The organism is Sphaerospermopsis sp. LEGE 00249, assembly GCF_014299995.1.
Lineage (GTDB): Bacteria > Cyanobacteriota > Cyanobacteriia > Cyanobacteriales > Nostocaceae > Sphaerospermopsis > Sphaerospermopsis kisseleviana.
The window spans coordinates 26,351-44,898 of record NZ_JACJUZ010000028.1 but is presented as its reverse complement, the minus strand read 5'-3'; the positions used below and the strand labels follow the sequence as shown (position 1 = coordinate 44,898).

The 18,548-nt window shown below is 41.0% G+C and carries 14 protein-coding genes; 8 read left to right on the top strand and 6 right to left on the bottom strand.

The genetic code is table 11. The features are described 5' to 3' along the window. Positions 1-10: 10 nt before the first annotated feature. The gene (locus H5968_RS11720) at positions 11-460 is read left to right on the top strand and encodes a DUF29 domain-containing protein (RefSeq protein WP_187040096.1); all 450 of its coding nucleotides are present in this window, start codon (positions 11-13) and stop codon (positions 458-460) included. Between the two features lie 69 nt (positions 461-529). Here H5968_RS11720 and H5968_RS11715 read toward each other — a convergent pair whose 3' ends face one another. Further along, a complete protein-coding gene (locus tag H5968_RS11715; protein ID WP_187040095.1) occupies positions 530-1,249 on the bottom strand; it encodes a hypothetical protein in 720 nt (239 codons plus the stop codon). Positions 1,250-1,407: 158 nt separating this feature from the next. Between H5968_RS11715 and crtD the strand changes: the two genes are divergently transcribed. After that, positions 1,408-2,928 (top strand): C-3',4' desaturase CrtD, encoded by a 1,521-nt coding sequence (gene crtD, locus H5968_RS11710; RefSeq protein ID WP_187040094.1) that lies wholly within the window; start codon positions 1,408-1,410, stop codon positions 2,926-2,928. Between the two features lie 81 nt (positions 2,929-3,009). Next, positions 3,010-3,645 carry a Uma2 family endonuclease gene (locus H5968_RS11705; protein WP_187040093.1) on the top strand — a complete coding sequence of 212 codons (636 nt, stop codon included), beginning with the start codon at positions 3,010-3,012 and terminating at the stop codon, positions 3,643-3,645. Between the two features lie 91 nt (positions 3,646-3,736). On the opposite strand, the gene H5968_RS11700 is transcribed toward H5968_RS11705, so the two are convergent. Both H5968_RS11700 and hslO read right to left on the bottom strand, forming a co-directional pair. Continuing rightward, positions 3,737-5,839, bottom strand: coding sequence for a chromosome segregation ATPase (locus H5968_RS11700; protein WP_187040092.1), 2,103 nt, complete (start codon positions 5,837-5,839; stop codon positions 3,737-3,739). A gap of 160 nt (positions 5,840-5,999) precedes the next feature. Beyond that, positions 6,000-6,905, bottom strand: coding sequence for an Hsp33 family molecular chaperone HslO (gene hslO, locus H5968_RS11695; protein WP_096566784.1), 906 nt, complete (start codon positions 6,903-6,905; stop codon positions 6,000-6,002). A 188-nt stretch (positions 6,906-7,093) separates the two neighbouring features. Here hslO and H5968_RS11690 point away from each other — a divergent pair, with 188 nt between their 5' ends. Further along, positions 7,094-7,480, top strand: coding sequence for a hypothetical protein (locus tag H5968_RS11690; protein WP_137666257.1), 387 nt, complete (start codon positions 7,094-7,096; stop codon positions 7,478-7,480). 687 nt (positions 7,481-8,167) lie between these two features. Here the strand turns inward: H5968_RS11690 and H5968_RS11685 are convergent. The 3 genes from H5968_RS11685 to hisD form a co-directional block, all read right to left on the bottom strand. Next, positions 8,168-8,368: a hypothetical protein gene (locus H5968_RS11685; protein WP_222620654.1), complete on the bottom strand. Its 201-nt coding sequence runs from the start codon at positions 8,366-8,368 to the stop codon at positions 8,168-8,170. Between the two features lie 80 nt (positions 8,369-8,448). Next, a complete protein-coding gene (locus H5968_RS11680; protein WP_137666252.1) occupies positions 8,449-8,877 on the bottom strand; it encodes a universal stress protein in 429 nt (142 codons plus the stop codon). A 560-nt stretch (positions 8,878-9,437) separates the two neighbouring features. Further along, positions 9,438-10,739: a histidinol dehydrogenase gene (gene hisD / locus H5968_RS11675; protein WP_187040090.1), complete on the bottom strand. Its 1,302-nt coding sequence runs from the start codon at positions 10,737-10,739 to the stop codon at positions 9,438-9,440. 470 nt (positions 10,740-11,209) lie between these two features. Between hisD and rpsT the strand changes: the two genes are divergently transcribed. The 4 genes from rpsT to H5968_RS11655 all read left to right on the top strand — a co-directional run bounded on the left by rpsT (position 11,210) and on the right by H5968_RS11655 (position 18,541). Next, positions 11,210-11,503 (top strand): 30S ribosomal protein S20, encoded by a 294-nt coding sequence (rpsT, locus tag H5968_RS11670; RefSeq protein WP_096566773.1) that lies wholly within the window; start codon positions 11,210-11,212, stop codon positions 11,501-11,503. An 82-nt stretch (positions 11,504-11,585) separates the two neighbouring features. Then, positions 11,586-12,374: a TatD family hydrolase gene (locus tag H5968_RS11665; RefSeq protein ID WP_187040107.1), complete on the top strand. Its 789-nt coding sequence runs from the start codon at positions 11,586-11,588 to the stop codon at positions 12,372-12,374. 825 nt (positions 12,375-13,199) lie between these two features. Further along, a complete protein-coding gene (rpoB, locus tag H5968_RS11660) occupies positions 13,200-16,562 on the top strand; it encodes a DNA-directed RNA polymerase subunit beta (RefSeq protein WP_187040089.1) in 3,363 nt (1,120 codons plus the stop codon). Between the two features lie 101 nt (positions 16,563-16,663). Then, entirely contained in the window at positions 16,664-18,541 is a 1,878-nt protein-coding gene (locus tag H5968_RS11655; RefSeq protein WP_187040088.1) for a DNA-directed RNA polymerase subunit gamma, read from the top strand. Positions 18,542-18,548: the final 7 nt, after the last annotated feature.

Sequence of the window (18,548 nt, the reverse complement as noted above, 5' to 3'; positions counted from 1 at the left end):
TATTTACATTATGTTAACTGTAAAAACCCTGCATGAAACTGACTTTAATCTCTGGTTAGAACAAACTGCTATTTTCTTAAAAGAAGGTAAATTAGAACAATTAGATATTGAAAATTTAATTGAAGAAATTGAAGGAATGAGTCGCAAAGAAAAAGATGCTTTAGAAAGTAATCTAATTCGCATATTACAACATTTACTCAGGTGGAAGTATCAACCAGAAAAACGCTCTCCTAGTTGGTCTTATACTATTATTGAACACTCTCGCCGATTAAACAAAGCTTTTAAAAATAGTCCTAGTCTCAAACGTCACTTCGATGCTGTATTTGATGAATGTTACCAAGAAGCTTGTAAAGCTGCTGCTGTGGAAACTCAACTATCTTTGACTACTTTTCCTGAATCATGTCCTTTTACTAAATCGGATGTTTTGGATGTTAATGTTGATGGTTATTTGATTGAATAAACTATCAGAGAATGACTATAATTAGGGCTGGCAAGATGCCCACCCCACAGTAACTAGACTAATACATTATCAATTTTTCGCCATTGGTGGAAAAACAGAAATGTTTTTTGGAGCTTCAGAAGAAGTTAAAAAATTCTCTACTAATAATTTTTGGAAAGTACCTACTGACACTTGCCAGTTAGTAATTATTTGCTGCAAATCTTGAAGTTTATCCGCTGCTGTATTTCCTGATAAAGAATAGTTGAAATTACCAGAAAATAAAATTGCTGCTGCTACTTTATCAGGAAACTGTACATTTGCTTGGTTAATACTTAAATTTAGTATTCCCCGTTTCAAAGGATAACTTAACTGCAAGGCAGCATTCACTTTTGCACCTTCAAATTCTTGCCATGAACCAGGTACTAAAAGTTTACCATTAATGTATTGATATGCTTCTGCATCAGAGTTAAAAACTACGAATCCTCTGGGGTTAATTCCTACTCTTTGATACTCAACTTGGGAGAGTTTTTCTACTAACTGATGAGTAATTTTGGGTATTTGAATTTCTGCCTGTTGTTTTGCACCTATGGACTCAACTACTGTAACATTATTTGGCTGGGCTACAATTCCTACACCACTTTTGTAGAAAATCTGCACGACAACATTGTTAAAAACTGGCTCTGTCGCTAATTCCCAATCTGTGGGAACAATTCCAGTATATTTCAAAAAATCAGGGGTTATGACTGTGGGATTCAAATTTTTAGCAGTGATAGCGATCGCTAATTCTTGAATTTCAAAATTTTTACTCATGTTTAATTTTGTCTATTATTATCGCAGCAGAAATACTGTATCACAAAGTCATAGGTGATAGGTGACAGGTGACAGAAATATATTCCACATCGCCCGATTTAATTACAAATTATGTAAAATTATGAGTAGTAATATTAAGAATTGTAAAATAAGTATTCATGCCTAGTCTATCCCTGAACAAAAATCAATCCCGTGCGATCGTTGTCGGTGCGGGTATAGGTGGACTAACCACCGCAGCATTATTAGCACATAGAGGTTATAGCGTTTTAACCTTAGATCAAGCTTTAGTTCCCGGTGGTTGTGCTTCCACCTTTAAACGTCAGGGTTTTACTTTTGATGTCGGTGCAACTCAAGTTGCAGGGTTAGAACCTGGGGGTATACATCACCGCATTTTCTCAGAATTGAATATAGAATTACCTGAAGCAACTCCTTGTGATCCTGCTTGTGCGGTATTTTTACCAGGAGAAAATACACCTATTAATGTTTGGCGTGATCCTGAAAAATGGCAGGAAGAAAGACAAAAACAGTTTCCTGGAAGTGAAGGTTTCTGGCAATTATTAGCGACTTTATTTAATGCAAGTTGGGAATTTCAAGGACGAGATCCGGTATTACCACCCCGAAGTTTCTGGGATCTTTTACAGTTAACAAAAGCTGTTCGTCCGAGTACATTGATTACTGCACCTTTTACCTTATTTACTGTTGGGGATGCTTTAAGATTATATGGTTTAGGAAATGATAAAAGACTGCGGACATTTTTAGATTTACAACTAAAATTATATTCCCAAGTGAATGCCGAAGAAACCGCTTTACTTTATGCAGCTACAGCATTGAGTGTATCCCAATCTCCCCAAGGATTGTATCATTTACAAGGAAGTATGCAAATATTGAGCGATCGCCTAGTTGAATCTTTAGAAAGAGACAATGGTAAATTATTAATGCGTCACACCGTAGAAAAAATAAATGTAGAAAATGGCAAAGCTAACGGTGTAGTAATTAGAAATCAAAAAACCGGAGAAGTTTTCACAGAAAAAGCAGATCATGTAATTGCTAACGTCACTGTACAAGACTTAGTAAGATTATTAGGAGAAAAAGCACCATCGGGATATAAACATAGAGTAGAAAAATTACCACCTGCTTCCGGTGCTTTTGTCGTTTATATCGGTGTTGATCAAAGTGCCATTCCTGATGATTGTCCGCCCCATTTACAATTTATGTATGATATTAATGGACCAATTGGGGAAAATAACTCCTTATTTGTATCTGTCAGTCATGAAGGAGATGGACGCGCACCAACAGGAAAAGCGACAATTATTGCATCTTCTTTTGTTGATTTTACCCAATGGTGGAACACAGAAAACTATCAAGAATTAAAAGCAAAATTTACCCAAGATGCAATTTCCAAACTTGCTCAATATTTCTATTTAAAACCAGAAACCATCATTTATGTAGAAGCTGCCACACCTAAAACCTTTGCCCATTATACAGGTAGAGAAAAGGGAATTGTGGGCGGAATTGGGCAAAGAATACCGACATTTGGACCCTTTGGTTTTGCCAATCGTACATCTATTAATAATTTGTGGTTAGTGGGTGACTCAACCCATCCAGGAGAAGGTACAGCAGGGGTAAGTTATTCAGCATTGACAGTAGTTAGGCAAATTCAAGCCCAAGAAAAGCGTTAGAGGCTAAATGAAGATAACAAAATTAAAGTAAACAGAAAATTTTGTTATATTCAAATCTATCACCTGTGAGAAAAAGAAACTATGGTAACAACAGCAACACCCGCAGAAACCAGAGTTTTACTAGAAAACATCTCCTGGCAGACATTTAAAACCATGCTAGTGGAAATGGGTTCAGAACGCGCAAATAGAATTTCTTACCATCAGGGAAATATAGAAATTATGACTCCACAAAAACCTCATGAAAACGCAAATCGGTTAATTGAGGTTTTTGTCGGGGTATTGTGTGAAGAATTTGGTTTAGAAGTTGATCGCGTTGGTTCACTCACATTAACTAGAGATGATTTAGAATATGGTGCAGAACCAGACAGTGGTTATTATATCCAGAATGAATTATTAGTCAGAGGAAAAGAGAATATTGATTTAGCCTTTGATCCACCACCAGACTTAGTGCTAGAAGTGGAATATTCACGACCTAAAATAGATAAATTGAAGCTTTATGCTGCAATGGGAATCTCTGAATTTTGGCGTTACAACGGAACTTCATTAAGAATCTACATTCTGACAAATGGGCAATATTCAGAAACTCAAATCAGCCCCACTTTTGCACCTATCCAAATCACAGAAATTCCTCGATTTATTGCGGAAAGTAAAAAAATTGGACAAATGTCCGCAACTCGCGCTTTTCGTAATTGGGTGAAACTGGCACTAAATGATTGACACTCTCCTGCCTAAAGGCGTTCGCACTGTCAACTTCACCAATCACCCATTACCCATTACCCATTACCCATTACCCATTACCCATTACCCATTACAAACCATTACCAGTTGATGATGGAGATGGTTCAGCTTCAGGTGATGGAGTAGGTAATGACTCCAGCGATGATGTAGGTAATGTTGTAGGTGATGTCCGAGGAATGAGGAATTGTCTCCAAGTTCTAATTTGTAGTTGGGCATCTCTGTAAGCAGAACTACCACGAGGAATCAATCTAGCAGTTTCAATACTTCTAGGAATATCAAACTCGCTTTGAGAACGTGCCATTTGTAATATTTGCTGACTCCATTGATCAATAGCCACGTTAACATCCATGCGTAAAATGTTACGGTTGGAAACTCGATCAGCTATGCGGATGGCCTCAGCTAAAGCTTCTGGTGTGCCAGCAATAGCCACTTCTCTGGCTTTTTTCCAGTTTTCTCTCGCCCTAATTTGTTCTTGCCAAGTATCCACTGATGCTTGTGCTTCACTAGCCAGCGCCCTTCCTGATGAAGCGATTTTTTGAGCTTCCCTAATCGCAGTAGTTAAATCACCGCTTTCAGCAATAATTCGTGCTTGATCTAAATAAGGTTGGTCTTGAATACGCTGAATTTTAGCCGTCCAATTGCGGATTTTTTGCCGAGATTCTGGATATAATGCACGACCAGAGCGAATTTGACTAGCTTCTGCGATCGCAGTTTGCAAGGAGTTAATATCCTCTAACAGAGCTATTTGATCAGCACGGTCTAAATAAGGTCTGTCTTCAATAGTTTCTACTTGGGATTGCCAACGATTCATCTCCTGTCTAGCTTCTGAAGCGCGGGGGTTGCTATTGGGAATCATCTGAGCTTCAGAAATGGCTGCTGTTAAATCATTGATCGTCCCTTGACTAGCTAGGGTTCGCGCCTTTTCTAAACGAGTCACATCTTCTATTTCCAATTGCCAACGAGCAATTAATTCTTGTGCTTTAATATACACTTCCCTAGAAGCATCAATTTGTTGAGCTTGGGAAATGGCGCTCTCTAAACCAGCAACCGTACCTATCCAAGCACTTCTTTGGGCTTCACCCAAAACAATAAAATCATCAATTTCTGATTGTAATGAAGCTATTGGCGGAATTTTTCTAGCAATTTCTAATGCTGTATCCGCATCTTGCCTATCCATGCGAGATTGTGCCAATTGCAGTATCTTGCGCCCAAATTCAGGAATTAATTCCTGAGCTTTTTGATATACGTAACTCTCCGACTTAATCGACTCTACCAGCTTGATAGCTGCTAGAATATCATCCACTGAGGCACGTCTTGCTAAACCTTCAGCTTTGTCAAGTTTATCACCATCTTCCCTTGCTGTGACAATGATGCGATTTAGTTCATCGTACTTGGTAGTTGACCAATATTGATTGTTGATGCGGAGCAGTTTAGATGACAGCATAAAAGCTGATTGCCAGCGTCTTTCTCCCAGTTCTTTTAATGTTTCGTCATAGATTTCTTCTGCCTTAGACCAGGTAGACTGCCATTTAGTAATTTGCTCTTCTACAATATTACGAGCTTCTAAGTCTTCAGGAATTTGTCGAGCCGTGGCGATCGCTTCTTCTAAATTCCCGGATTGGAAACTTTCCTCAGCCAGCTTTAAAATATCCCTTGACCATTCCTCCAACAAACCATTAATCTGTCCCCTGAGTGGGTGATTTTCTGGTAAGTCTCTCACCAGTGCGATCGCTTGCAGTAAGTCGTTCACATTCTGCTTAGAAGCAGCCAGGGAAGCACAGTGTAAACGTACAGACGCACTAGCTAAAGGCCAAAAGATTTTTGGGCAATTTGGCGCTGATGGCAATTTTAGCAGCATCGACATTGATATAAACCCGATACTGCTAGGAATCAATGTTAATAAAATTGACCACATCACCCAGCTTTTCATCCAGCTTGGCAATTTTACCCATTTTTTATTAGTATCAAAAGATTCCTCTGAATAGTTTTCTATAGGTAATCCTTCTGAATTGTTATCTTGTTGCTGCGTCACTGATTTAAAGTTAGAACCAGTAGGAGGGACACCAGATGATTGAGTTGTCCCGACTTCTGGAGTTCGGGACAATCTTGTATTAGGATCTGGTTTTCTGGCTCTGGTTGGAGAACAACTGTCTGAAATATCCCGATCTGTCATCTCTCACACCAAAGTAATTGAATAGCAGTTCTGATGAAACTGATTATTCCATTTTTGCCATAGTAACTTTCTTTCTCATCATTAAAAAGCTATTTTTTTCATTTTTTATCTTCCTCCACAAATACCATTTATATGTTTGGGCTTTAGTAGTATTTCACACTTATTCTGAAACAGAAGTTTCCCTTTGTAAATCAACTATTAATTGTGCTAGATTATCACCATTTGCTTGATAAACATTGCCACAAAAATCACAAGTAGCTTCCGCACCATCGTCTTTGAGAATCATATCTTGCAGTTCTGCTGCTCCTAGCATTTTCAAAGCTCCCAACACCCGATCAAAAGAGCAACCACAGTGGAAGCGCAACATTTGACTTTCTGGAAAAATCTTCAGATCCATATCTCCCAGCAAATCATGAAAAATCTCTGTTAACGTCTTCCCAGCTTGCATCAACGGTGTAAACCCTGATAAAGCAGATACTCGTGATTCCAGGGTTGTGACTAAAGCTTCATCTCTAGCGGCTTTAGGCAAAACTTGGATTAATATCCCTCCTGCCGCAGTCACTCCTTCTGCTCCTACAAACACACCCACAACCAAAGCCGAAGGAGTTTGTTCTGAATTTACCAGGTAATGAGCCACATCATCACCAATTTCTCCCGAAACAAGTTCTACTGTACTAGAGTAAGGATATCCATAGCCGATATCTCGAACTACATAGAGATAACCACTACCTACAGCACCCCCCACATCTAACTTACCTTTAGCATTGGGAGGCAATTCTACAGATGGATTTCCTACATAGCCCCTGACTGTCCCATCTAACCCGGCATCTACCAATATACCACCCAAAGGACCATCACCCCTGACCCGGACATTGACCCTAGAGCCTGGACGCTTCATACTAGAAGCCATCAGTAAACCTGCTGACATTGTTCTTCCCAGTGCTGCTGTAGCTACATAGGAAAGCTTATGGCGTACTCGTGCCTCCTCTGTTAAGCGTGTGGTAATCACTCCCACCGCTCGAATACCCCCATCCGCTGCTGTAGCCCGTATTAATTTATCTGCCATGAAAACTTTTACAATTTTTAACAAGATGACTTTATATATTGTAAGTTTTTCAGGGAACAGGGAACAGGGAACAGGTGACAGGTGACAGTAAGAAGGCAAGAGGCAAAAGGCAAAAGGCAAAAGGCAAAAGGCAACAGTTTATTTTTTCTTCCCAATTACCAATTACCAATTACCAATTACCAATCACCATGCTAGGCACTTTTCAACAAAGCCAACTGCGAATTGAAATCGAAGCATCCGCTGATGCTATTCACGATAGTCTATTAATTCCTGCACAACTGGAAAAATGGCTACCAGGACAAAGTTTTTCTCCAGGAATGCCAGAAAAGTTAACTTCGGGTTTTGATTTTACTACTTCCACTGGACCTGTGAAAATTCATCATCATGTAGATGTAGCGAAAAATAATTGTTTGCGCTTGTTACTGAGTGGGGGTATTGATGGTTTTCATGAGTGGTACTGGGGGGAAGGTTGGGTCCAGTCTCGTTTGGAAGGTGTGTCAATTTTACCTTTGAATTTGGGTCAGACTGTATCTTTACTGAGTTTACGGGAGTTTTTGCGGGGTAAAAAGGGGTAATTCTCACGCAAAGGCGCAAAGGCGCAAAGAGTTAAAGGAGAAGTTTTTTGTGCGGTGAGTCAAACGCTATCTGACTCACTCCGTTAGCAATTACAATTTTGATTATCGGATATAATTAAAAGCGAATAATTTCTTTTTGATGAACTTATTCAAAATACATATCTATTCCATGCGATGCGATCGCTCTTGGTTTTTAGATAAGTTTCAGTTATTTAAAACTAAAAATAGTTTAGTATTTTATAACTTTCAAAATTTCTTCCTTTATATTTTTTTAATAATTAATTGAGAATTATTTTTATTTACTAACGGTATTGCAATACTTTTAGCGATCTGCTATGATTTAGGAGAATTTGTAATTTGCTTTATTGTAACTATTTTTAATACGGCGTTTACAGCAGCAGATTGAAAGTCTTTACCCAGTAACTATTTCAGAACTCTCATAACTGAACATCTGAAAAAAATCTGAGCAAATCATCAAGGTTTCCTGACAAGAGAATTGAGAATTTTTGATGTTGTTATTTGCTGGTTATAATTTTGGGTATTGACAAAAAAAATATTTTGTGATATCTGAGCTGTTTAAGGAGGATGAAAAGATTTATTTTATGTAGCTTGAATATCATCTACTTGATATCATTTTAATTATTTATTAGCCCAGAGGCTAATTTCTGGGCTAGTGAAATTCATATTTTATTCAAGTAAAGCCTTTCTTTGAGTATATTCTTCCTCATTAATTAAACCACGTTCCAGAGCAATTTTGAGACTATACAATTTCTCAAAATTATTGACTCTTTTATTTAATTTCACTTGAGCAATTTCAAATTCCTCTTCATCCATAACTTTTAGGAGTATACCCCTGAAAAATCCTGCACTGATTTCCTGATTTTCCACCTGAAACCCTTGATTTATCAAGGTTTTGAGTTTATTCAGCAAGCCCTAATTATGAATTATGAATTATGAATAACTACAAATTACTTCCCCGGTTTCACCACCAACACTGAACAATGCGCTTCTTCCATTACCTGAGTGCTAACAGAACCCTGAACAATTCTATTCATCCCCGTTAACCCGCGACTACCAATAACCACCAGATCAGCTTTGTAAATATTGGCCAGTCTAATAATTTCCTCCGCAGGTTCACCAGTTACTAATTCTAACTCGCTTTGAACTGGTAATTTTTCCTGGTAGGATTGCAACTGCTTTTCTATCTGGAAATAAGACAACTTTGGTGAGTCTGGATGAGGACGATCAGCGGGTAATTCTATTTCTGCCTCTGGTGCGGGAAATACATGACAAAGAACAACTTTGGTGTTTGCGGACAGCACCAAATCACCTAAAGTTTCAATTACTCGTTCCGCAATTTCCGAACCATCCAGAGCTACTAAAATAGTTTTTAACACCGCTTTTGTCTCCTCAAAAGTAGACCCCTTAAATTATCACATTAAGAATTTTCTTGGTTTGAACACCAACAATTTTCTTAATTTGACACTCTGCGGTCTAAAGACACGCAGATTCTTTAAGACTTGCTCAAAAGGGATAGTCAATTATCCCCCTACGCGCTCAAAACAACTACCAGTACGACAGGTATTGCAATTGCGCTTACTTTTATGTTTTTTTGCTTTCCGAGTCCATCAAATTTTGGCGGTATTACACTCCATATTTGCCTTTGCTTGTTTACCCAGGCTGCGGTCAAATGCCGAGACGAGATAAATCAGGGGTTTCTCCTGATCAAAATACTTCTTCGTGTAGATGGTTGTTCCTACTCGCAGTCCAATCGTATCATATTCGCGGCGAATAAATTCGCCGTTGGCACTTCCTCCACTGTAAGACAGCCAAGTGGCTTCCGTGCCTTTGAGCGATTTTCTTGTGAACTTTAGTTTGCTAAAATTACAAACTTTCTATTTTTAATTATGGAGTAGCTGCTGTCAACCGCACTCAGTAAAAAAATAAGCGTTCTCAATTACTCTTCTTCCTGTACTCGCCTTCGTACTGAATCAGCATGGGAAGGCAAACCTTCCGCTTTCGCTAAAGTCTCAATTGCGCCGGCGACTTTCTCTAGTGCGGTTGGTGAGTATTGGATAATACTAGAGTGTTTAAGAAAAGTTTCTACACCCAAGGCAGAAGCATAACGAGCAGCACCGGAAGTAGGTAAGGTATGGTTTGGACCTGCTAAATAGTCACCTACAGCTTCTGGCGTGGAATTACCCAGGAAAATAGCCCCGGCATGACGAATGTGAGAAATTAAAGTCCAAGGATCTTCAACTTCCAATTCTAGATGTTCAGGTGCAAATTCATTGGAAAATTCTGCCGCTGCTTCTAAAGATTCGACAACAACAATTAACCCATAGTGAGCGATCGCTTTTTCTGTGTCTATTCTTCTGGGATGATCTACCAGTTGTCTATCTACTGCTGCCTGGACTTTTTTCGCTAAACCCACATCTGTGGTTAACAAAATCGCCGCCGCCATTGGATCATGTTCTGCCTGAGCTAACATATCCGCAGCAACATGGGCAGGATTAGCTGTTTCATCGGCAATAATTAGCACTTCGCTCGGTCCTGCTAAGGAATCAATGCCTACAGTGCCGTAAACTAGCTTTTTAGCCAAGGTGACATAAATGTTACCTGGTCCGCTAATGACATTCACTTTAGGAATTGTTTCCGTACCGTAGGCTAAAGCAGCGATCGCTTGAGCGCCACCAATCCGATAAATTTCTTCTACTCCAGCTTCTTGGGCAGCCACCAAGACTGCTGGATTGATTGCTTTACCTGCTCCTGGTGGTGTTACCATCACTATACGCGGTACACCTGCTACTTTAGCTGGTATCGCATTCATTAGCACCGTACTGGGGTAAGAAGCCCTACCTCCAGGGACGTATAAACCTGCCCGATCTACAGGAGTATAGCGTTTACCCAGTACCACTTCATCATCGCCAAAGTGTACCCAGCTTTTTGGTACTCGCTGACGGTGAAACACTTCAATTTGGCGACAAGCCCGCTGAATCGCTGCCAACAAATCCTTTGATACCTGTTGGTAAGCTGCATCCAGTTCTGAACCTGTCACCCTCAGTTCTTCTGGTTGCAAGGTTTGATGGTCAAATTCGGCAGTGTAGTGCAGTACAGCTTTGTCGCCTTGGCGCTTGACTGCTTGCAACACTTCACGTACCGTTGCTTCTTTGTGAAGCACCTGTTCATCGTGAGTACGATCGCAGATACGTTGTAGTTCGGATATAACGTCTGCCTGCTGAGTAATAATTCGCAGCATGGAGTAGTAAGGACAATGCCAAAATTAGAATTTTCCTGTTTGATCATTAGTCTGGCTTTTTACCCTGAGGATATCAAGCTTTTCCTAACTCTCTTCTCTAGCTTAACCTGCATTCTTTTGATACTCCCAGGATGGCTACAGATATTTTACTTGCATAATAAGAATTTAATGATTTTATACTCACTAAAAAGCAGGTTAGATGCTGGGAGTAGTTGCGTTGGCAATTTAATTTATTTATAGGTAACTTATTCTAACCTATTTCCCCGTCCTGAATATACATCCAGGTCTATTATTTTCCTACTCACCAGTCAGGAGTCAGGAGGCAGGAGGCAGGAGGCAGGAGGCAGGCCTGCCCTAACATCCCACCGGAAAATTTTTCTGTGAAATTATAACATTGGCAAATTTTGTGCTATATTAGTAAATCTAGTAGTGTGTGTACATATTAATTAATAGTTTTTTTGGAACTGACTGTGGCGAATACAAAATCAGCACTTAAACGCGCCCAAATCGCAGAACGCAACCGACTGCGTAATAAAGCATATAAATCAGCAGTAAAGACGCTGATGAAGAAATATTTGGCTGCGGTGGAAGCCTATGCAGCTAATCCTACTCCTGAATCAAAACAGGTAGTAGATACTCGGATGTCAGAGGCTTACAGCAAAATTGACAAAGCTGTCAAGCGTGGTGTGCTGCATCCCAACAACGGAGCTAGAAAAAAATCAAGGTTAGCACAAAAACTCAAACCACTGACACAAACAGCATAGAAGTCATCAGTCATTAGTCATTAGTCATGAACTAAGAGATTAATGACTTAACCAAACCCCATCAATGGTTTCTGACTCCATCATGCAATTAATAGACACCCACGTACATCTGAACTTTGACCTTTTTCAACCAGATTTAGCAGCAGTGCGATCGCGTTGGCAACAAGCCGGAGTAGTGCATTTAGTCCATTCCTGTGTTCACCCAGAAGAGTTTGCCAGCATTCAAGCATTGGCACAGGAATTTCCTGAAATCAGCTTTGCAGTGGGTTTACATCCTTTAGATGCACATAAATGGCAGGATCAGACAGCAGAGAAAATCAAAACTCTAGCCAGTGCTGATCCTCAAGTAGTAGCGATTGGGGAAATGGGGCTGGATTTTTACAAGGCCAATAACCAGGAACAACAGTATAAGGTATTTGAGGCACAATTAGCGATCGCCGCAGAACTGAACTTACCAGTGATCATCCATTGTCGGGATGCCGCACCACAGGTCAGAGAAATATTGCAAAAATGGCGGGAAACACAAGGGGAAAAAGTACGGGGAGTAATGCACTGTTGGGGAGGAACACCAGAAGAAACTCAATGGTTTCTGGATTTGGGCTTTTACATCAGTTTCAGTGGCACTGTTACCTTTAAAAGCGCGAAAACAATCCAAGCATCAGCGGCCATGGTGAGTAGCGATCGCCTACTCATAGAAACAGACTGTCCATTTCTAGCACCGACACCCAAAAGAGGCGAAAAACGCAACGAACCAGCTTATGTAGGTTATGTAGCCGAACAAATAGCCAAAATTAGGGGAGAAACAGTAGAGGCGATCGCCCATCAAACCACTGAAAATGCTTGTAGGTTATTCGGACTGTCAATAACATAAAATTAGCTATCAGTCAGTCGCCAAAATTCAGAAAAACTGAAACCTGATAAAAAAACCAAAATTCAGACTTTCGGAGGACAAAACTGTGCTAATATTATTCCCTCAAAAACATTTTACTTGCGTCATAATGATAAAGGAAGGGAATTTTTAACTAGGTGCGAAAATTACTGTTAAATGCTAGGTATAAAATATATCTAGTTAATTGTATAGCAGTGAATGTTGATCAACACAAAATTCAAGGACATCTAAAAATATCTCTACAATGCAGATGCTCTCAATAAATAACAAACCCTGGAAGCCTAGTTTGATATGGAATTTTACACAGCAGCGGATTTTTGTGTATTGAAATATAGAAAATTATTAAATTTTTAGACTTAAAAGCCTTGTGACAAAAAAACAGCAAAAGAAATCCATCCTGATTCCCAGCCAACACTCGCGGATTCTTCATTGTTTTTGGGTTCTTACTGTGAGTATAGATGAGGTCCCTAAAAGATACAACAGTATGGATGCGGAATTAATGAACAGGCTGTGTGAAAGAACTGGAGAGAGAAAAACCAAGAAAAATCAGCAAGATTATAGACCATCTAATCTTGTTTCAAGATTTAGCACACAGACTTTTTCCATCTTTACTGATACTCAGAAGCGCTTAACCACTTGTCAAAAACACCAATTACAGATTTAATGACTGCAAAACAGTAAAGAGTTGGCAGCGTCAGGAGAAGTTACTCAACAACTTGCTCCCCACAAAGTGAGAGTCGGAACACCACAGCAGGTTTCCCTGCTCGATCCAAGCGAAAGTTTAACCAGGTTGACAAAGGTAGAGGCATGACAAACGAAACATACATGGAACCAGCCTTTCTGTTGCCAGACTTGATTGAAATCCAGCGTTCAAGCTTTCGCTGGTTTTTAGAAGAAGGGCTAATAGAAGAGTTGAACTCATTTAGTCCGATTACAGACTACACAGGAAAACTAGAACTGCACTTTATCGGACAGAACTATAAACTCAAAGAGCCTAAGTATAGCGTTGAAGAATCCAAACGTCGGGACAGCACCTATGCAGTACAAATGTATGTCCCTACCAGACTGTTAAACAAAGAAACAGGTGATATTAAAGAACAAGAAGTATTTATAGGTGATTTGCCCTTAATGACAGATCGGGGAACGTTTATTATTAACGGAGCCGAACGGGTTATAGTCAACCAAATCGTGCGATCGCCAGGAGTTTATTACAAATCAGAAATTGACAAAAACGGGAGAAGAACCTATTCTGCCAGTTTAATCCCCAACCGGGGGGCATGGCTAAAATTTGAAACAGACCGTAACGATTTAGTGTGGGTACGCATCGACAAAACCCGCAAACTATCAGCACAGGTACTGCTCAAAGCATTAGGATTATCAGACAACGAAATCTTTGATGCCCTACGCCACCCAGAATACTTCCAAAAAACCATAGAAAAAGAAGGGCAGTTTTCCGAAGAAGAAGCCCTGATGGAGTTATACCGCAAACTACGTCCTGGTGAACCACCAACAGTCTTAGGAGGACAACAACTCTTAGACTCCCGCTTCTTCGACCCCAAACGTTACGACTTAGGCAGAGTTGGTAGATACAAACTCAACAAAAAACTTCGCCTTTCCGTACCCGACACCATGCGCGTCCTCACCCCTGGGGATATCCTAGCCGCAGTCGATTACCTGATCAACCTAGAATACGACATCGGTAGTATTGACGACATTGATCACCTCGGAAATCGCCGAGTGAGAAGCGTAGGTGAACTCCTGCAAAACCAAGTCAGAGTAGGATTGAACCGTTTAGAACGCATCATTCGGGAACGGATGACCGTATCAGATGCCGAAGTTTTAACACCAGCATCTCTAGTTAACCCCAAACCCTTAGTAGCAGCAATCAAAGAATTTTTTGGTTCTAGCCAACTGAGTCAGTTCATGGATCAAACCAACCCCCTAGCGGAACTGACCCATAAACGCCGACTCAGTGCTTTAGGTCCTGGTGGTTTAACCAGAGAAAGAGCCGGCTTTGCTGTACGGGATATTCACCCTAGCCACTATGGACGTATCTGCCCCATCGAAACCCCAGAAGGACCAAACGCAGGATTAATTGGTTCATTGGCTACCCATGCCCGTGTTAACCAATATGGATTTTTAGAAACACCATTTAGACCTGTAGAGAATGGACGAGTGTGCTATGAAAAAGCCGCCGTCTACATGACAGCAGACGAAGAAGACGATCTACGGGTAGCGCCAGGAGACATTCCCGTTGATGAAAACGGACACATTATTGGACCCCAAGTACCAGTACGCTATCGCCAAGAATTTTCCACCACCACACCAGAACAGGTAGACTACGTAGCCGTTTCCCCAGTGCAGATTGTTTCCGTAGCAACCAGCATGATTCCTTTCTTGGAACACGACGACGCGAACCGGGCATTGATGGGTTCTAATATGCAACGGCAAGCAGTACCTTTACTGAAACCAGAGCGTCCTTTGGTGGGAACAGGTTTAGAAGCTCAAGCTGCTAGAGACTCTGGAATGGTAATTGTTTCTCGCACCGATGGCGATGTAGTGTATGCAGATGCTAACGAAATTCGCGTCAGAGTCCGAGAGAGAACAGGTGACAGGTTACAGGTAACAGGTGACAGCGAAGAAACTTCTTCTTCCCCAGTTTCTAAACCCCAGGAAATTAAATATGTCCTGTCTAAATATCAACGTTCTAACCAAGATACCTGTTTAAACCAAAAACCCCTGGTTCGTATAGGGGAAAAGGTGGTAGCTGGTCAGGTATTGGCTGATGGTTCTTCTACAGAAGGGGGAGAACTGGCACTAGGACAAAACATTGTTGTTGCTTATATGCCTTGGGAGGGCTATAACTACGAAGACGCAATTTTGATTTCTGAACGGTTGGTACAGGATGATGTTTACACCTCTATTCACATTGAAAAATATGAAATTGAGGCCAGACAAACTAAACTTGGACCAGAGGAAATTACTAGAGAAATTCCCAACGTGGGGGAAGATGCCCTCAGGCAATTAGATGAACAGGGAATTATTAGAATTGGCGCTTGGGTAGAATCTGGTGACATTCTAGTGGGAAAAGTGACTCCTAAAGGTGAATCGGACCAACCACCAGAAGAAAAACTGCTGCGGGCGATATTTGGTGAAAAAGCCCGTGATGTGCGGGATAACTCCCTGAGAGTTCCCAATGGAGAAAAGGGGCGGGTGGTAGATGTGCGTTTATTCACCAGAGAACAGGGTGATGAGTTGCCACCAGGGGCAAATATGGTAGTGCGGGTGTATGTGGCACAAAAACGCAAAATCCAAGTTGGCGACAAAATGGCAGGAAGACATGGGAATAAGGGGATTATTTCCCGCATCCTGCCAGCAGAAGATATGCCTTACTTGCCCGATGGTTCACCAGTGGATATTGTGCTAAACCCTTTGGGTGTTCCCAGCCGGATGAATGTGGGGCAGGTGTTTGAATGTTTGTTAGGTTGGGCTGGTCAAAATTTGGGAGTGCGGTTTAAGATTACTCCTTTTGATGAAATGTATGGGGAAGAGTCTTCCCGCCGCATTGTGCATGGCAAGTTGCAAGAAGCCAGAGATGAAACAGGGAAAACTTGGGTATATAACCCTGATGACTCTGGGAAAATTATGGTTTATGACGGACGCACTGGCGAACCTTTTGACCGTCCTGTAACCGTCGGTGTGGCTTATATGCTGAAATTGGTGCATTTGGTAGATGATAAAATTCACGCCCGGTCTACTGGTCCTTATTCTCTCGTTACTCAACAGCCTTTGGGTGGAAAAGCTCAACAAGGTGGGCAAAGATTTGGAGAAATGGAGGTATGGGCTTTGGAGGCATTTGGCGCTGCTTATACTTTGCAGGAATTGTTAACAGTGAAATCTGATGATATGCAAGGTAGAAATGAAGCACTTAACGCCATTGTTAAGGGTAAAGCTATTCCTCGTCCAGGTACTCCTGAATCTTTCAAAGTGTTAATGCGAGAATTGCAATCTTTGGGTTTGGATATTGCTGTGCATAAGGTAGAAACCCAAGCTGATGGTAGTTCTTTGGATGTGGAAGTTGATTTAATGGCGGATCAAGGTTCTCGCCGTACTCCTCCCCGTCCTACCTATGAGTCACTTTCCCGTGAGTCCTTGGAAGAAGACGAGTAACAATTGACACTCATCAAGTGTTGGCGATGAATTGGATAATTAACAATTGAAATTTATCAGTTGTTAATTATCAATTATCAATTATCAATTATCAATTAATTATGAGATCGATTCAATCTAATCAATTTGACTACGTAAAAATCGGTATAGCTTCACCAGAACGTATCCGTATTTGGGGTGAACGCACTTTACCTAATGGTCAGGTAGTGGGTGAGGTAACAAAACCAGAAACTATTAATTACCGGACTCTGAAGCCGGAAATGGATGGTTTGTTTTGTGAACGAATTTTTGGACCAGCAAAAGACTGGGAATGTCATTGTGGTAAATATAAACGAGTGCGTCACAGAGGAATTGTTTGTGAACGCTGTGGCGTGGAGGTAACAGAATCACGGGTGCGACGGCACAGAATGGGTTTTATTAAACTAGCCGCCCCCGTTGCCCATGTGTGGTATCTCAAAGGTATTCCTAGTTATATCGCCATTTTACTGGATATGCCATTGCGGGATGTAGAGCAAATTGTTTATTTCAATTCTTATGTGGTGTTAGCTCCTGGTAATGCAGATACTCTCACCTACAAACAATTGTTGACCGAAGATCAGTGGCTGGAAATTGAAGATGCAATTTATAGCGAAGATTCCCAACTAGTAGGGGTAGAAGTAGGTATTGGAGCAGAAGCACTGCTGCGATTGTTGGCTGATATTAACTTAGAACAGGAAGCAGAAAATCTGCGAGAAGAAATTAATAACGCTAAGGGGCAAAAGCGGGCGAAATTAATTAAACGATTGCGGGTAATTGATAATTTTATTGCCACTGGTTCTAAACCAGAATGGATGGTAATGTCAGCTATTCCCGTCATTCCCCCAGATTTGCGCCCAATGGTACAATTGGATGGAGGAAGATTTGCAACCAGTGATTTAAACGATTTATATCGGCGAGTGATTAATCGGAATAATCGCTTGGCGAGGTTACAGGAAATTCTGGCACCGGAGATTATTGTCCGTAATGAAAAACGGATGTTGCAAGAAGCAGTAGACGCATTAATTGATAATGGTCGCCGGGGGCGGACAGTAGTAGGAGCAAATAACCGTCCCCTCAAATCTTTATCCGACATCATCGAAGGTAAACAAGGACGCTTCCGGCAAAACTTGTTAGGTAAACGAGTAGACTATTCTGGACGTTCTGTAATTGTAGTAGGTCCCAAATTGCAGATTCACCAGTGTGGACTACCCAGAGAAATGGCCATTGAACTGTTCCAGCCCTTTGTGATTAATCGGTTGATTCGTTCAGGGATGGTCAACAACATCAAAGCAGCGAAAAAGCTGATTTCTCGCAATGACCCCAGTGTGTGGGATGTATTAGAAGAGGTGATTGAAGGGCATCCGGTTATGTTAAACCGAGCGCCCACACTGCACAGATTAGGGATTCAAGCTTTTGAACCAATTTTAGTAGAAGGTAGAGCCATTCAACTCCACCCCTTAGTATGTCCAGCATTTAACGCCGACTTTGATGGCGACCAAATGGCGGTTCACGTGCCTTTGTCCTTAGAAAGTCAAGCAGAAGCCCGGTTATTAATGTTGGCATCCAATAACATTCTTTCCCCAGCAACCGGTAAACCTATAGTCACCCCTAGTCAAGATATGGTGTTAGGAGCATATTACCTGACAGCAGAAAATCCCAACGCTACCAAAGGTAAAAACAGCTTCTTTGCTTCCTTAGATGATGTGATTATGGCCTATCAGCAGGATCAGGTAGACCTACATTCCTATATTTACGTGCGGTTTGATGGAGAGATGGAAACTGGACAGCCGGATCATGAACCGCAGGAAGTTGTAGAAAATGAAGATGGCAGCCGGACTTTGTTGTATAAGTTCCGTCGTGTGCGTGAGGATGCCGAAGGAAATTTAATTTCTCAATATATTTACACTACTCCTGGGAGGGTGATTTATAACAAAGCGATTCAGGAAGCGTTAGCAAGCTAATCAATTA